General features: G+C 58.9%; 14 protein-coding genes. 6 read left to right on the top strand and 8 right to left on the bottom strand.

The genetic code is table 11. From position 1 onward, the window contains the following. The first annotated feature begins 164 nt into the window (after positions 1 to 164). From JX613_RS08005 to JX613_RS07980, 6 genes are all read left to right on the top strand, one after another. The gene (locus JX613_RS08005) at positions 165 to 3,269 is read left to right on the top strand and encodes a DEAD/DEAH box helicase (protein WP_237168433.1); all 3,105 of its coding nucleotides are present in this window, start codon (positions 165 to 167) and stop codon (positions 3,267 to 3,269) included. Then, positions 3,266 to 4,066 (top strand): DUF4391 domain-containing protein, encoded by an 801-nt coding sequence (locus JX613_RS08000; RefSeq protein ID WP_207100930.1) that lies wholly within the window; start codon positions 3,266 to 3,268, stop codon positions 4,064 to 4,066. Before JX613_RS08005 ends, JX613_RS08000 begins: the two co-directional genes overlap by 4 nt. A 32-nt stretch (positions 4,067 to 4,098) precedes the next feature. Continuing rightward, complete coding sequence (locus JX613_RS07995; RefSeq protein WP_207100929.1) at positions 4,099 to 6,033, top strand: DNA methyltransferase; 1,935 nt, start codon at positions 4,099 to 4,101, stop codon at positions 6,031 to 6,033. 12 nt (positions 6,034 to 6,045) lie between these two features. Further along, positions 6,046 to 9,042: a restriction endonuclease gene (locus tag JX613_RS07990; protein ID WP_207100928.1), complete on the top strand. Its 2,997-nt coding sequence runs from the start codon at positions 6,046 to 6,048 to the stop codon at positions 9,040 to 9,042. A 305-nt stretch (positions 9,043 to 9,347) separates the two neighbouring features. Continuing rightward, a complete protein-coding gene (locus JX613_RS07985; protein WP_207100927.1) occupies positions 9,348 to 9,554 on the top strand; it encodes a hypothetical protein in 207 nt (68 codons plus the stop codon). 100 nt (positions 9,555 to 9,654) lie between these two features. Continuing rightward, positions 9,655 to 9,858 (top strand): hypothetical protein, encoded by a 204-nt coding sequence (locus JX613_RS07980; protein WP_207100926.1) that lies wholly within the window; start codon positions 9,655 to 9,657, stop codon positions 9,856 to 9,858. A gap of 53 nt (positions 9,859 to 9,911) precedes the next feature. Here the strand turns inward: JX613_RS07980 and JX613_RS07975 are convergent, their stop codons facing one another. From JX613_RS07975 to mbhE, 8 genes are read right to left on the bottom strand one after another with little or no spacing between them, the layout of a single operon-like run. Beyond that, positions 9,912 to 10,772: a hypothetical protein gene (locus JX613_RS07975; protein WP_207100925.1), complete on the bottom strand. Its 861-nt coding sequence runs from the start codon at positions 10,770 to 10,772 to the stop codon at positions 9,912 to 9,914. Beyond that, on the bottom strand, positions 10,769 to 11,098 hold the full coding sequence (gene mnhG / locus JX613_RS07970) for a monovalent cation/H(+) antiporter subunit G (RefSeq protein WP_207100924.1): 330 nt from the start codon (positions 11,096 to 11,098) through the stop codon (positions 10,769 to 10,771). Before mnhG ends, JX613_RS07975 begins: the two co-directional genes overlap by 4 nt. Further along, entirely contained in the window at positions 11,091 to 11,387 is a 297-nt protein-coding gene (locus tag JX613_RS07965; RefSeq protein WP_103174710.1) for an MrpF/PhaF family protein, read from the bottom strand. Before JX613_RS07965 ends, mnhG begins: the two co-directional genes overlap by 8 nt. Continuing rightward, complete coding sequence (locus JX613_RS07960) at positions 11,384 to 11,869, bottom strand: Na+/H+ antiporter subunit E (protein ID WP_207100923.1); 486 nt, start codon at positions 11,867 to 11,869, stop codon at positions 11,384 to 11,386. The genes JX613_RS07965 and JX613_RS07960 overlap by 4 nt, the downstream gene beginning before the upstream one ends. Next, complete coding sequence (locus JX613_RS07955) at positions 11,866 to 13,368, bottom strand: Na+/H+ antiporter subunit D (protein ID WP_207100922.1); 1,503 nt, start codon at positions 13,366 to 13,368, stop codon at positions 11,866 to 11,868. Before JX613_RS07955 ends, JX613_RS07960 begins: the two co-directional genes overlap by 4 nt. Then, a complete protein-coding gene (locus tag JX613_RS07950) occupies positions 13,365 to 13,727 on the bottom strand; it encodes a Na+/H+ antiporter subunit C (protein ID WP_207100921.1) in 363 nt (120 codons plus the stop codon). The genes JX613_RS07955 and JX613_RS07950 overlap by 4 nt, the downstream gene beginning before the upstream one ends. Continuing rightward, positions 13,727 to 14,128: an MnhB domain-containing protein gene (locus JX613_RS07945; RefSeq protein WP_207100920.1), complete on the bottom strand. Its 402-nt coding sequence runs from the start codon at positions 14,126 to 14,128 to the stop codon at positions 13,727 to 13,729. Before JX613_RS07945 ends, JX613_RS07950 begins: the two co-directional genes overlap by 1 nt. Beyond that, entirely contained in the window at positions 14,125 to 16,266 is a 2,142-nt protein-coding gene (gene mbhE / locus JX613_RS07940; protein ID WP_207100919.1) for a hydrogen gas-evolving membrane-bound hydrogenase subunit E, read from the bottom strand. Before mbhE ends, JX613_RS07945 begins: the two co-directional genes overlap by 4 nt. Between the last annotated feature and the right edge of the window lie 198 nt (positions 16,267 to 16,464).

Here is a 16,464-nt window from a genome sequence, read left to right as displayed (position 1 = left end):
CCAACAAATAACTACTACAGATGCGTTCAGCACACTAGCAATCGCCCAGAAAGACAACCAGAACCAAAGCAACCTACTGTTTTCTGTATTTTGCTTACTGGGCGATGGAGGCATGACACGTGCGGCTTATTGCGAACACCGGTAGAGATCGAACGTTCGACATTTTGAGCGGTCTCAAGCGCCAGACTCTGGACGTTCTTACCGACGAAGTGTCAATCTTCGGAGCGCACGCTGCGCTTGAGGCTGGTCCCTGTACTTTAGCGCGGGTTCTGCTTGGTTCTTCAACTGACGCGCTTCTTACTGGTGAAACTACTGACCGGGTACGCCGCAACCGTCTGCAGAACCGGGCGATTTCTACTGCCCTTGCCCGAGCGCTCGCAACTGCGGATATCAGGCAAACGCGATTGCCCCCCTCACAATCAGTACTCCTGACGCAGCGGGGCGCCGTCTTGGGCAATTGTAGTCTGACGACCGGCGGTCTTGGCATTGCTCCGCAGTCCCGGCTCGGTTTCATCCAGCAAACTGAGAACGACACGGAATTGGCCATGGTTCGCCAGTGGTTTGAAACAGAGTGGAAAGCTGCCAATCCGCAGGGTCCTGCAGTGGCTGCGTTAATCGAAGCTGTTAATGTGGCCTCCTCCGAACATGCCCCTCGCACAGTCTACACTCAGGCACTTTACCAGCTATTTTCTGAGATGCAGGCGGGCACGGACGAGTCGCGCATTGTCGACCCTGCGACTGGCATCCGAGACACACAGATCTGGTCAAAACTATATCGTTTTCAAAAGGATGGGGTCATCGGCGCTATTGACAAACTGCAGCGCTTTGGTGGCTGTATCATCGCCGATAGCGTCGGACTGGGCAAAACCTTTGAGGCGTTGGCTGTTATCAAGTACTTCGAGTTGCGCAACGCTCGCGTGCTTGTCCTCGCGCCTAAGCGTTTGCGTGAAAACTGGACGCTTTGGACGCGCAATGATGTCCGCAACATGCTTGCTCGCGACCGCTTCGCGTTCGACGTTCTGAATCATACCGATCTATCTCGCGAGGGCGGTCAATCCGGCGACATTGATCTAAGTCATATTAACTGGGCTAACTACGATTTGGTCGTTATCGACGAGAGTCATAATTTTCGCAATCGCCCGTCCGGCAAAGGCGAACGCGAGAGTAGGTACGATAAGCTGCTCAATGCAGTCGTGAGGGCAGGCGTCAAGACGCGGGTGCTAATGCTGTCGGCCACCCCGGTCAACAACCGCCTCAACGACCTGAAAAATCAGATCGCCTTTGCGACCGAAGGGCACGACCAAGCGCTTGCCGGTCATGGCATTGCAAGTATTGCGAGTACGATCCGCATAGCACAGGGCCAGTTTAACCGTTGGCAGCAACTGCCGGAGACAGCGCGAACACCGGCCAAGCTTCTAGAGATGCTCGGCTTCGACTATTTCCGCCTGCTCGATCTACTTACCATTGCGCGTAGTCGTAGGCATATCGAACGTTATTACGGCACCGCCGAGACTGGCACTTTCCCAGAGAAGCTGGCGCCAGCCAACATTAAATCTGACGTTGATCTTACCGGATCGTTCCCGCCGATAGCCGAGGTGAATAACGAGATTCGTCGCTTGAAACTGGCGGCCTTCGCACCACTTCGCTATGTCTTGGAAAACCGCCGCGATGCTTATGAGCGGCGCTACAATCAGAATGTGGCAGGTGCTGGCGGCGGTGCCAGCGTATTTCGCCAACTGGACCGCGAAGAAAGCTTGATTGCGCTGCTGCGGGTGAACCTGCTCAAGCGCATGGAAAGCTCGGTCTACGCGTTCGCGCTGACGATTGGCCGTCAGTTGGAGGTAGTCGAGGCGCTGATCGCCCGGATTGACGCGCACGACGACAGCGTCACCTCGCCGACCATCGATGACTTGGACGACGATGACCCCGCGTTCGACCTACTCGGCGTCGGCCGCAGCGTGCGCGTGCTTCTCAGCGACGCGGACCTTGTGCGCTGGCGTCAGGATCTGACCGAAGACCGAGACCGACTCACGCGCCTGCATATGCAGGCCCAACGCGTCACAGCGGAACGAGACGCAAAGCTTGCCGATCTGAAGAAGTTGATCGCAGGCAAGCTGGCAGATCCATTCAACCCCGGTAACGTAAAGCTGCTGGTTTTCACCGCTTTCGCCGACACGGCCGCATATCTATATGACGCCATCCGGGCGGACTATCCACATCGTATGGCTTTAGTAACGGGGTCTGGTCGTAATAAAACAACACATCCCAAGCTGAACGCTGACCTCGGCTCAATCCTCACTGCCTTCGCGCCGGGTGCCAGGTCGCGGCCGGAAGCGCTGGCGGGTGAGGAGGAGATCGACCTTATTATCGCGACAGACTGCATCTCCGAAGGCCAAAACCTGCAGGACTGTGATTGTGTGGTGAATTACGATATCCACTGGAACCCGGTTCGCATTGTTCAGCGCTTTGGTCGCGTCGATCGCTTGGGATCGCCAAACGCTGTTATCAAGCTGATAAATTTTTGGCCGAATATGGACTTAGACAGCTATATCGGCTTGGAGCGCAGCGTTTCGGGAAAAATGATGCTGCTCGACGTTTCGGCGACAGGTGAGGAGAACCTGATCGAGGCGCAAGCGGGCAACCAGATGAACGACTTGGAGTACCGCCGTCAACAACTGGAAGCTCTACAGTCGCGTGTGATTGATCTGGAGGATCTGTCCTCAGGCGTGTCTATCACAGACATGACGCTCAACGACCTTCGGTTGGACTTGGCTCGTCTTTCCCCGGATGAGCGCATGGTCCTCAGCAAGCAGATGCTTGGCACCTACTCTCCCATCTTTGCTAGCGACGAATTTCCTCCTGGCGGGCTGTTCGTCTTGCGCGCCGCGTCCGTTGCGGCGGAGCGGGCCATTGCCAAGGGCGATCCGTTGTTCCCACATGCCTTGATCTATGTTGGCGCCGACGAACGGATCATCTTGCCGCACAGCCAGCCCAAGCGGATGCTGGATCTGCTACGGCTTGCAGCAGCGACCCCAGCGGAGCAACAAGCCGAGGCTTGGAGGTATTTCGATGCTGAAACACGCGGAGGTGAGGCGATGGAGACGTGGCAGGCGTTGCTTGCAGCCGCAATCCGCGGCGTCACCGGTAAAGCTGAAGAGCGTGCTGTAGAAAGCCTGTTCACCACCGGTGGGATTGAGGGATCCGGCGGTGAGAGCGGGTTAGACGACTGGGAAGTCGTCTGCTGGCTCGCGATCATGCCACCAAGATGATGATTACGCCTGCGGATGTCCGCGCCGCGCTTGCGCTGCCATCAATGGACGCGCCGGTTCGACGGCTGCCCAAGGACGTGCTTGCCCAGCACAGCGCCTCCAACGCCACTGATAGGAAACTGATTGACGGTGCGATAGAACGTCTGGACTGGTGGGCAACGCTTTCGCCGGCCACGGTTGGTATAGCTCAAGGCGTTGACGATGAGCGCCCTGTTCCCGCCCTCCAACTGCTGACCCTAACTGCACGGGCTGAGCCGACACAGCGGCTACTGACGCTAATCCACCGTGCGGTCCCTGTACCTATCATACTAGTTACGGCCCTGCCCGATAAAGCGGGCACTCGTGTCAGTCTTGCGCCTCTCCGGCGAGCGGAGCGGATCGCCGGGCAGATGGTAGTCGAGCGAGTGGTGGTGGTGCCAGATCTCACGAGGCAAGACGATCCCGCCACCGCTGCCTTCCTTACTAGTCTCGCGCTTCCTGAACTGCCGCAGACGACGCTTGCTGCACTCTATACCGCGCTAATCGAGCGAGCAGAGGCGCTGACAGTGGCCCGTTTGATTGGAGCGCCGTTCCAGCTTCTTGCTGATACAGCAGCGGTGGCAGCGCGGCGTGATGCGCTCGGTCGTTATGCGCTAGCGGAAGCAGAGTTGCTTACCGCACGCGCTGCAGCGAGGGGGGAAAAGAGACTCGCGGCGCAGGTTGATCTTGGCAATCGGGTAAGGTCGCTTAAAGAAAGGCTTCAGGCGGTGGCGGCAGAGTTGGCTGAAGCTCCTGTCGCTGGACCATATTTGAAATAGATGCGCGTCTACGCCGTGCATGGAGAAAATTTGTGACTGAAGCTAACGACCCCATCCCCCAGATCAACCGTACCGATGAGAATGCTAACAGCGGCGACCTGGTAGCGGGCAATGTAACGCGATTGATGGCGCTGTTTCCGGAGATCCTGGTGGATGGGAAGGTTGACTTCGACGTACTGCGGGAACTGCTTGGCGATACAGTGGAAGAAGGCGAAGAACGGTACGGCCTCAACTGGAAAGGTAAGCGCCGTGCTCGTGCATTCGCACTGACGCCAAGCCTTGGTACGCTGCGTCCCGACCCAGAAGACAGTGTTGATTGGAACACAACGCAGAACATCTTTGTCGAAGGCGACAATCTTGAAGTGCTGAAACTTATTCGACGATCTTATGCCTCTAAAGTAAAGCTGATCTATATCGACCCACCCTACAATACCGGCGGTGATTTTGTCTATCCGGACAACTACCGCGACTCTATCGGTGGTTATCTCGCACTTACTGGTCAGTCTGGAGAAAAGGGAGAGGCCTTAACGAGTAATAAAGAGGCCAGTGGACGTTTTCATACGGATTGGCTTAACATGATTTACCCTCGGCTGATCCTCGCAAAGGAAATGCTAACCGAAAACGGCTTTATAGCCGTCTCAATTGATCATAACGAGTGTGCTAACCTGCGTCTACTCATGGACGACGTTTTTGGAGCAGAATGCTTTAAGAACCAAATTATCGTTCGAAGAGGTATAAAGAACGTTCAAGCACAATTTGATAGCATAGATAGTTTATCTGTAGGACACGAATACATCGTTATTTATGGGCGCAGCGCAGCAGCTCGGATGAACAAGTTGTCAGTAAAACTGAAAGATTTTCAGCCTGGCAAATGGGATACCTTCTGGCGTGGAACAGACCGACCAACAATGCGCTACGAATTGTTCGGTCACAAGCCAGAGTCCGGCCAATGGCGCTGGAGTGAAGATCGAACATTAGAAGCCATAAATAATCATCAGAAAGTCATCGAAGAGTTTGGTTCCGATGAAAAAATTGATGATTATTATTTAGATAGAATTCAAGCGACTAATGAGCAGATTAATTTTGTGCGGTTGAATGGAGATGGAGTGGTTCAATACTATGTTCCACCTACTGGCACAAAGCTTCTCTCCAACAACTGGATGGATGTCGCGCTAAAAGGAAGTGAGACAAATTTCTTTGATACTGAAAAGCACGTTGATCTTTTGTGCCGGATAATATCCTGGATTACCGATGAAAACGATGTCATCCTAGATTTTTTTGCTGGATCTGGTACGACGGGTCATGCAGTGATGCTACAGAATGCTTTAGACAGTTCAGCGCGTCGTTTTATACTCGTGCAAATTCCAGAGCCAGTTTCTGCCGACGAAAACAGTGAGCGTGTAGCCGCTGCCTTCCTAGCTTCAGCAGGGAAGGCAGCAAATATCGCCGAATTGACGAAGGAACGTCTTCGCCAATCCGCTGAAGGTGTTCGCGGAAAATATCCAACTACGAAGATTGATACGGGCTTCCGCGTTTACAAGCTCGCCACATCGAACCTTAAGCCGTGGCAGCCAGACACTGAAGATCTGGAAGCCAGCCTCCTTGACGCAGTCGACAATGTCCTTCCGGGTCGCACCGAGGACGATCTGCTGGTCGAACTGTTGCTGAAGACCGGCATCGACCTGACATTACTAGAGGAAAAGCGTGAAATTGCCGGTCAGATCGTCCACGCCCTTGGTAGTGGCACGCTGATGGTGTGCATGGGCAATATCGGTGCCGATGAAGCTGAAGTGCTGGGCCAAGGCATGGCGGACTGGGTCAACGAACTCGATCCCGTTCAGACTACGGTTTACTTCAAGGATACGGGGCTAGGCGCCGACGGCAACCGCGCGGCGACCAAGGCAAATCTGGCTGCCATCCTGCGCCAGCGTCTTGGTGATCGCATCGCTAAAATCGCCAGCATCTAACTGGAACGCGTTATGAAGTTCATTTTCGAAGCCGAGTTGCCGCACCAGGTCGCTGCGATCGATGCTGTGGTAGATCTGTTTGCTGGGCAGGACGTGCGTCAATCTCTCTTCACAATCGCGCCGCGTCAGATTGCGGGTGAGTTAGATTTCGCTGAGAAACTGCTAGGTTACTCTAACCGCTTCGACTTATTGGACGAAACGGTACTAGAGAACCTGCATGTCGTGCAGAACCGCCATGCGCTTCCTGCATCGCCGGAATTGGCAGTTGCAGCCAAGGGCAAGAAGGATGCTGGCGGCGACTACAAAATGGACTTCACCATTGAGATGGAGACTGGCACGGGGAAAACCTATGTTTATCTGCGCACTATCTTTGAGTTGCATCGGCGTTACGGTTTCACCAAGTTCGTCATCGTCGTGCCCTCGGTCGCAATCCGCGAGGGCGTGAAGAAGACAATTGAGCAAACCCGCGACCATTTTCGCCAGATCTATGACGGTGTGCCGTTCGAGAGCTTTGTCTATGACAGCTCCGATCTGTCGCGGATTATCGATTTTGCCTCATCATCGTCCATCCGGGTGATGATTGCCACTGTGCAGTCTCTCGGCACCAAGACGGCAGTTTTTCAGCAAGCGCGTGAGCAGACCCGAGACATACCCGGTGTCGATTGGGTGAAGAGCACACGACCAATCATCATCGTCGACGAACCGCAGTCGGTTGATGCTAATCCCAATGGTGCTGGCCGCCAAATCATGCGGGCGATGCAGCCGCTCGCTACGATCCGCTACTCGGCGACCCATGTGGCGAAGTTTCATCCCGTCTATCGCCTCGATGCCTTCGACGCGCATGACCGAGGACTGGTAAAGTCGATTGAGGTCGATGGCGCCCGCATTCAGGACGCCGACAACAGCCCCTATGTGAAGCTGCTTGAAGTCGAGGCGAGGAAGGGGCAGCTACCGCGTGCCCTGATCGAAGTGGCCAAGCAGATGAAAGGCCGGGTGTCGCGACAGGCGGTTTGGGTTAGCGACAACGACATGCTGGAGGAGGCATCAGGCGGCCGCAGCGTCTATGCGGGCTATCGCGTCGGCATTATTCAGAAAATGCGAGGCGCTGGCTCAATGCAGCTGGTCGTTCCGGGCGATGGCGTAAAGACCCTAGGAGTGGGAGATAGCTGGGGTGACGTGGACGCAGACTCGCTTTCCCGCGCCATGGTTCGCCAGACGATTGAGCATCATTTCCGAAAGGAACTGCGCAACCGGCCATTGGGTATTAAAACGCTTAGCCTGTTCTTCATCGATGCGGTCGCGGATTATCGGCGGTACGATGAAGCCGGCAATCCACAGCCTGGTCCGCTGGCGACCATGTTTGAGGAGGAATATGCGAAGCTAGCTGCGCTTCCCGATTTTCAATCACTCTTTGTAGACGTTCCGGCGAACGCGGCCCGTGCGCATGACGGTTATTTTTCGCAGGACAAGAAGGGCCGTTTTACCGAGCCGACGCTTAACAGCTCAGGCGAGTTTTCCAACGCTCGGTCCCGCGAAGATGCGGAGCGCACGTTCGATCTGATCATGAAGGACAAAGAGCGTCTGCTCGACGAGGCTGAGCCACTGCGCTTCCTGTTCTCACACTCCGCACTGCGCGAAGGCTGGGATAATCCTAATGTCTTTCAAATCTGCTCGTTGCGGGAGATGGCCAGCGAAACACGGCGTCGACAGTCGATCGGCCGCGGTTTGCGCCTGTGCGTGGACCAAGAGGGGCAGCGTCGACGTGATGAGGGACTGAACGTCCTGACGGTCGTTGCGCAGGAGAGTTACGCTGAGTTTGCCAAAGGCCTGCAAACAGAAATGGAGCAGGCGCTGGATATCAAACTGGGCATTGTCACCGCTGAGCTGTTTGCCGGCCTAGCATATGTCTTGCCGAACGGCAGCACTGCCCTCATATCCGTGCAGGAAAGCCGGGCCGTGTTTCAGGGGCTCGCCGACGCCGGCCTGATCGACAATAAGGGCAACGCCAAGCCCGAGCTCCGCTCTGCCTTGGCGCAAAATGCAGTACCGCTGCCAGAGAACCTGCCGGAGTCCGCAGCAAAGCTGGTTCGCGATATGCTCCATCGCCTTGCGCGCAAGGTGCCAGTCAGTGACGCGCGAGCGAAAGGGCAAGTAAAGCTCAACCTTGCAGTTTTGGAAGGTCACGACTTCAAAGCCCTGTGGGATCGCATCAGCCGGAAGACAACGTATCGTCTCGATTTCGACGATACGGCTCTCGTCGAACGCTGCGCACAAGCAATGCGGGATATGCCTCGTCCTGGTGATGCACGCGTTACCTTCGAACTGGCCGAGATACTGGTCGGCCGAGAGGGCGTAACGCCAGAGAAGATCAGTACATCGATGCCGCAGCGTCTCGCAGCATCCCGCCTCGACGTTCCGGATTTGTTGGGTGAATTGCAGAACCGGACTGAACTGCCTCGCAAAGTGTTGGCGGACATCCTTGTCCAATCTGGGCGGCTTGAGGATGCGGCAGTGAATCCTTCTGCATTCGTTGACGGGGTGACAGCCATCATCCAAGCGGGCAAGCGCTTGATGATGACTGACGGCATTGTCTACAAACCTCTGGACGAATGGTGGACGCAGAACCTGTTTATTGCCGAAGATGACGTTCCGCTTGATCGATTGGTCGCGGTCAAGCATGCGCCCCTGGATCACATCATTACGGACTCGAACATTGAGGCCGAACTTGCCAGAGCGCTCGATATCAGCGGCGCGATCAAGGTGTTCGCCAAGCTACCGAAGGGCTTCAAGGTCACGACTCCGCTGGGGACCTATAACCCGGACTGGGCCATCGTCCGCCAGCATGACGGCCGAGAGGATGTCTACTTGGTAAGTGAAAGCAAGGGGGACCTGAATACGCTACGCGAAGCCGAAAAAGCTCAGATCGCGTGCGGAAAAGCACATTTCAAGGCGCTTGACGTACCGTTCGTGACAGCGACAAGTTTTGAAGGAATAATTGCTTCATCCTAGAGCAGCACGCGGAGGTAGCCATGCGTCTTCTGCCTTGTCGCCAATGCTTGATCTTGCGACGTTCTTATAGGGTAGGGTGGCAGAACCAAACCTTCATTCTGTAATCTTATCATGCTCAACCGATCGTTGAGCACAGAAAGCCGCATTTCAGGATGGTGCGTCCCCCTAGCGCAACAATTTTCGTCAGTAATTCGTTTTATGGAACAAGACCTTGCAGCCTTCTAGCTCCGCCCAGTTACTCGGCAGCCCATTAGCCTATACAAAAAGGCAAATTGGCCAAGAGACAACCTCCGGTTATGGAGAGGATGTTCGTTACAGTTGTAGGTATTTCCATGTTTGCCTCTGAAACCACCTTTGCGTTTCGTCCCGCTGTGTCTGTCGATGACTGGAAGGTCATCATGTCGGCAATCAGCGCTTATTCCCATAACGCAGAGTACCGCGAGCTTCTGGGGCGCCTGGAGCATCAGGCGCAGATCATCGGCATCGCGTCGTCCGCCCCTCGACTGTCCTGACGTCACGAGTTGAGCCCGCACTGAGGTCAGTTTGACTTCGGAAGGTCATCGCGGCCCAGGCCACGATGTTAAAGTCCTTGTTTGTAAAGAGTAGTTTGTCATGTTTGTTCAGCAGCAGCTTCTGGCTGATGGCCCGGCCTATGTCTCCACCGTTGCCCCGCGTCATGGATTTTACCGCAGTTCGCTCAAGCGGCCGCTTGATCTCCTCCTGGTGCTGATGGTCTTGCCGGTTGTCTTGCCGCTGGTGCTGGTGCTGGCCCTGGTCGTGCTCATCGACGGCGGTAATCCCAATTATCATATGTAGGGCTGCACCGGGGGAGGCACCATGGCGAACCCCGCCCCACAGGACTGGTGCATTCAGATTGGAGCCTGCAGAGTTGTTCCGTCCCAAGAGGACTTTGTTTGGGAGTTAGGCCTTTTGATAATGACGATCTCCGCCATAGTCCGGCGGCATAGAGTCTCAGCCAAGTTCGGCTGAAGCCTTGCGGTCCAGCCATCACGGCCCTCGGACCCAGTGACAATAAGCGTGTCCGAGGGCAGGATGCTGTCAAGGCTGTCGATCACCGGCCCCTGCACACAGTGGATCTCGTTCCATGTAAGTTCGGGCGGAAGCGTCGACAGCACTCTGGCAAGGTCTGCTTGAGCGATCCAGGCTGCCCTTCGCCGTCTCGCAGCCACCTCCTGCTCGGGCATCCTGATCCTCCAAGATCGGAGAAGTCCTTCCTCATGGAGATACCAGACGTTGATGATATTCATTGGAATATTCAACGCGTGTGCGAGCTTGAATGACAGGCGCAACACTTCGTCGGCCAAACAGGGATCTAAGCGGCTTTCCCTGTCGGGATCGATCAGGGCGGTCACCCTGCATGGGGGACCGGTGTGCGCATTCATGATCCAGACCGGCAAAGGCGATCGCCGGGACAAGTCTTGAACTAGTTTCCACGATTCCGGGCGGGCTGCATTAGGTGTTTCAGACGCGACAATGACCAGATCGGGCTTCATTGCTTCCAGGCAGTCCATGGTAACGGCCAAATGCAGTGAGGTCTCCGCATTCATCTCTTGTAGCCATCCAAGCAGCTGCGACTGGCTAGCCGACAGCTGCTGTTCTTGGGAACACAGCTGAACTTGCAACGGCTGTCGGCGTGCAAGCCTTTCCAGGATCCCCAACATGGCGCCTCCTTCGAAAATCTCGGGTAGGACAAGGGCGATCCGCTTCATGGCCCCGGCTTTCCTCGGTCGGACGGGCGGATCAGCAGGTCGGGCTTCTGCCCCGCCCGCCAGGCTGCAGCGCGGCCGAGAAGATGCGCGCCGATCGGCGCCGTCATTAGCAAGAACAGGATCGCGATCAGCGCCCGGCTGGCCGCGCTGACGCCGCCGATATCGACGGCCGCCGCCAGAAGAGCCAGCGAGCCTGCCAGGCTGCCAACCTTCGAGGAGGCGTGCATCCGGGTCAGGGCGTCGGGAAAGCGCAGGATCCCAATGGCCGCGACAAGGGCAAAGCCACCGCCCAGAAGCGCAAGAATGCCGGTGAGGATCTCAGTCATCGCGGTCGTTCCTGCGGCCAAGCCGTTCGGCGTAGCGGGCCAGGGCCACCACCGACAGGAAGCTGACAAGGGCAAGCGCGACCGCGATGTCCAGAAAGGCCTCGGCCTCGGTGCGCACCGCATAAAGGCCGCACACGACGATGACGGCGGTAGTCATCATATCCAGGGCCACGACCCTGTCGGCCAGGCTGGGTCCGCGGGCCAGCCGGATAAAGCCGATAAAGATCGCCAGTCCGACCATGATCAGGGCCAGGGTGACGCTCGTCTGCATGAAGGCGGTGGGTGTCATGGGCGGAAGACCTTTCCGATGCGACGCTCCATCCCCGACTTCAGATCGGCGACCAGGGCGGCTTCGTCGGTGGCATAGATCGAATGGACAAGAAGGAAGCTGCGGTCCGGCGCCACATCCAGCGTCAGCGTGCCCGGCGTGAGGGTGATGAGATTGGCCAGCAGGAAGATCTCGGCATCCGAATGGGCGTCCAAGGGCATTTTGACGATGGCCGGGTGCAGGTTCGGGCGCGGCGCGATGCAATCGCGGGCCACCATGATCGAGGACTTGATCAGCTCCTTGAGGAAATAGACAATCAGGACCAAGGTCTGCGGCAGGGCCCGGAAATAGCGCCGCTCGTCCCCTTGGGCGATCAGGTCGCGGGCGAACCACAGGGCACCGAAGCCGATAACGAATCCTGTCAGCAGATTTGCCAGCGAGAACCCGTTCCACAGCGCCGCCCAGGCGACGGCCAGAAGGACATTGATGGCCAGAAGCTTCATCGGCGTGCCTCCCCCAGAACGGCCGCGACATAGGCGGCGGGATCAAGAAGCTGTTCAGCCCCCTTTGTCGCAAACTCCAGGAAGGCCGAGGGGAAGGCGCCAATCACGACGGTCATGACCGCCAGGGCGATGATCGGCACCATCATCTGCCACCGCGCGGACCGGGGCAGATCGGCCAGGGCCGGCTGGCGTCCGTCGGGATGGGCCTTCCAGAAGGCCTCGGCCCAGATCTTGGTCATCGAGAAGATGGTCAGCAGCCCGACCAGCAGCGCGACCCCCGCCACCAGCCATTCGCCCAGGTCCAGCGAGGCCCGGACGATCACGAACTTGGCCCAGAAGCCCGAGAGCGGCGGAAAACCGGCCAGCGAGAAGGCAGGGATGATGAACAGCGCGGCCAGCAGCGGCGCGGTCCTGTAAAGGCCGCCGATGGCGTAAAGGTCGGACGAGCCCGTCAGGCGCTGCGACACGCCGGCGATCAGGAACAGGTTGGTCTTCACGATGATGTGGTGCAGCAGATAGAAGACTGCACCCATTACGGCCAGGGGCGTCATCAGTGCCAGGCCCAGCACCATGTAGCCGATCTGGCTGATGATGTGGAAGGACAGGATCTTGCGGAAATCGCTCTGCGCGGCTGCCCCCAGCACGCCCGTCAGCATTGTCAGCAGCGACACCCACAGCAGGATCTCGTGCGTGTAGCCAAGGTCGCCCACGAAGATCAGCGTGAAGACGCGCAGGAGGGCATAGACCCCGACCTTGGTCAGCAGGCCCGCAAAGACCGCCGAGACCGCGTAATGCGGCGTGTGATAGGAGGCGGGCAGCCAGAAGAACAAGGGAAAGACCGCGGCCTTCATCCCGAAGGCCACCATCAGCATCATCGCGATCAGCGTCATCAGCCCTTGGTCGGGCGAGGCCGCGACGGCACCGCGGAGATCGGCCATGTTCAGGGTGCCGGTCGCGCCATAAAGCAGGCCCGCGCCCGCCAGGAACAGCACCGTCGCGATCAGGTTCAGCGTGACGTATTTCACCGCCCCGTCGATTGCGGACTTCCTGCCTCCGATCACCAGAAGCCCGAAGGACGAGATCAGCAGAACCTCGAACCAGACATAAAGGTTGAACAGATCGCCGGTCAGGAAGGCGCCGGTGACGCCGCCCAGCAGCGACTGGAACAGGGCATGGTATCCGAACCGGGCGGATGTGGGGCCAATCTCGGCCAGGGACCAGACGGCAACCGACAGGCCGATGATGGCGGTGATCAGCACCATCGCCGCCGACAGGTGATCGGCTACCAGTGTGATGCCGAAGGGGGCCTGCCAGCCGCCGATCTGGCCGGCGATGACACCCTGGTCCAGAACCTCGGCGATCAGCACCACGGCGGCAACAAGCGACGCCACGGAGCCGCCGACCGAAGCCAAGTCACCCATCCGCGACCGGCGCAGAAGAAAGGCCAGGACCGCCGTAACGAACGGGATCATGATGGGCAGCGCAAGAACCCAGCTCATTCCCGCTCCTCCGCCGGTTCGGCGATGCGCATTCGATCAACTTCGAGATGGCCAAAGGTTCGATAGGCGCGGATGGTCAGGGCCAGGGCAAAGGCGAACAGGCCGAAGCCGATCACGATGGCGGTCAGCAGCAGCGCCTGCGGCAGGGCATTGGCCATGGTGTCAGGCGGCAACGCGCCCTTCGCGCCCAGCAGAGGCGGCGCGCCGGGCGTCAGGCGGCCTGCCGCCAGGATCGCCAGGTTCACGCCGTTCGACAGCAGCAGCAGCCCGAACAGGAAGCGCATCAGGTTGCCCGACAGCATCAGCCAGATGGACGTCGCGACTAGGAAACCCGACAGGCAGGCGACAAGGGTTTCCATCAGAGCGTCTCCTCAAGCGCGAAGACCAGCGTCAGGATCGCCCCGAAGACGGCCAGATAGACGCCGATGTCGAAAACCAGGACCGTGGACAGGGCAAGATCCGCCAGGATCAGCCAAAGCCCGGTGAAGGGGTCCAGGCTTGCCAGTGCCGAAGCCAGCCCGGACAGCACCGCAATCGCCATGCCCCAGACGCCGATGGCGCGCGGATCGACGCGCAGCGCCTGGCGCGCGGCCTCGACCCCTGCGGCGAAGCTGTAGAGGACGAACCCGGCCGCGCCGATCAGCCCACCGATGAAGCCGCCGCCGGGGCTGTTATGGCCGCGCAGCAGCACGAACAGAGAGAACAGCAGGAACAGCGCCGTCAGGAACCGCGCGCCGACCGAAAGGATCAGCGAGTTCATGCCCCTGCCCTCCCCTTCCGCTTGAGGACCGCATAGGCGCCGAAGGAGGCCAGCAGCACCACGATCAGTTCGCCAAAGGTATCGAAGGCGCGGAAGTCGACCAGAACCACGTTCACAATGTTGAGGCCGTGAGCCAAGACATAGGAGTTCTCCTCGAAGTATTGGGTGATAGTCCGGTCAAGCGGCGAGGCCGTGACCGACAGCACCATCACCGTCACGCAAAGACCCACGGCCAAGGCCACCGCCCCATGAGCCAGCTGCCTTTGGCGGCTGCGGCGTTCGACCAGGCCCGGCAGGCGCAGGGCCGCGATGGCGAACATGACCGCTGACAGCGTCTCGACCATCAGCTGGGTCGTGGCGACATCCGGCGCGCCGGCGAAGATGAAGATCACCGCCACCCCGATCCCGACTGTGCCGATGCCGGCAATGGCCGCGATCCGCGAATGGGTGTTCAGCGCAACAACCGCCCCGGCTGCGGTAAAGCCCACCGTCAACCACAGGAAGGCCGAACGCGGAAGCTCGGGCATGATGACAGGCCTGCCGTGGAGGATGGTCGCGCCAAGCGCCAGGGCCGTGACGGCAAAGACCGCCAGCATATAGCCCGTCAGCCTGCCGGTCTGCAGCACCCGGGTCTGCCAGGCCGCAAGGTCACGGAACCAGTCCAGGAAACTGTCCCAGCCGGCGTCCAGCGACGGCATGCTCCGGAGCACGGGATCGACCAGAGTCGCAAAGCGGTCGCGCATAGTGTAGAGCATGGCGCCGATGGCGAAGGTCAGGATGCTGAGCACGAAAGCCTCGTTGAACCCGGCCCACAGGTGCAGCCCGGCGGCGCGATCCTGCAGCAGGCTTCCCGTCAGGGCGCTGCCGACCACCGATCCCAGCAGGGGCTGCGCAAGAACGCCGACGACCAGCCCGCCAAGCGCCAGGACGGTCGGCCCGGCCAGCATCTGCCAGGGCGCCTCGTGCGGGACATGGGGTGTGGCGATGGGCGCGCCGAAGAACGGGCGCAGCGCGATGATCCCCGCAACCGCGAACATCAGGGCATTGGCCGTGACCGCTGCGGCGATGACCAGGGGGGCGCCCGTCATGGTGGCAGCGCCTGCATAGATCAGCTCCTTGCCGATCCAGCCGATCATCGGCGGCAGCCCCGCCATCGACAAACAGGCCAGGACCGCCGCCGCCGCCGTAACCGGCATGGCGCGGCCCAGCCCGCCCAGCCGTTCCACCTCGCGCGTGCCGGTGCCGTGGTCGACGGCACCCACGACCATGAACAGGCTGGCCTTGTAGAGCGAATGAACGATCAGAAAGGTCACCGCCGCCGTCAGGGCATAGGAATGGGCCCCGGCCAGCAGCATCGTGATCGTTCCCAGGGCCATCAGCGTGGTATAGGCAAGCGCCTGTTTCAGATCGCTTTGCCGCATCGCCAGGACCGAGGACAGCACCGCCGTTACCGCCCCGGCCGTGGCCAGCGTCACGCTCCAGGCCATGGTGCCCCCCAAGGCCGGGTGCAGCCGGGCCAGCAGATAGACGCCCGCCTTCACCATCGTCGCCGAATGAAGATAGGCCGACACCGGGGTCGGCGCCGCCATCGCGTTCGGCAGCCAGAAATGGAACGGGAACTGCGCGGACTTGGTAAATGCCCCCAGCAGCACCAGCACGAGGATCGGCCCGTACAGGCTGCTGTCCTGAAGCCCTGGACCCGTCAGGATTTCAGCCAAGTCGTATCCGCCGGCCGCCGTGCCCATCAGGATGAAGCCCGCCAGCAGCGCCAGTCCCCCGCCCGCCGTGACCAGCATCGCCTGCAAGGCATTGCGACGGGCGCGGGGATTATCGTGGTCGAAGCCAATCAGCAGGTACGAGGTGATGCTGGTCAGTTCCCAGAACAGGAACAGCGTGATCAGGTCGCGGGCCAGCACCAGCCCCAGCATCGACACCATAAAGGCGAACAGGAACAGGACGAACCGCCCGAACTGCGGGTGATTACCCATGTAGCCGGTGGCGTACAGAAAGATTAGCGACCCGATCCCGCTGATCAGAAGGCCGAAGATCAGCGACAGCCCGTCCACCATGAAGGCCAGCGAGATCCCCAGCGAGGGCGCCCAGTCCAAGGCGAACAGCACGGGCCGGCCGTCAACCACGGCAGGAACTGTCAGCGCAATGCCGACAAGGATCAGGGCGGCAAGGATCGATGCAGTATAACCGAATGGCCGACTTATGCCCGGTGCCGTACTGTCAGCCATAGGTAACCTTTCTGAAGTTTGACGGCTTAAATATCATTCCTAGCAAGATATAGAAATTGATAATCAAACAAGATATATAGTGTAAATCTATAAGGA

It is taken from the genome of Paracoccus shandongensis (genome assembly GCF_017315735.1).
Classification (GTDB): Bacteria; Pseudomonadota; Alphaproteobacteria; order Rhodobacterales; family Rhodobacteraceae; genus Paracoccus; species Paracoccus shandongensis.
This window is presented reverse-complemented; position numbering and strand designations above follow the sequence as displayed.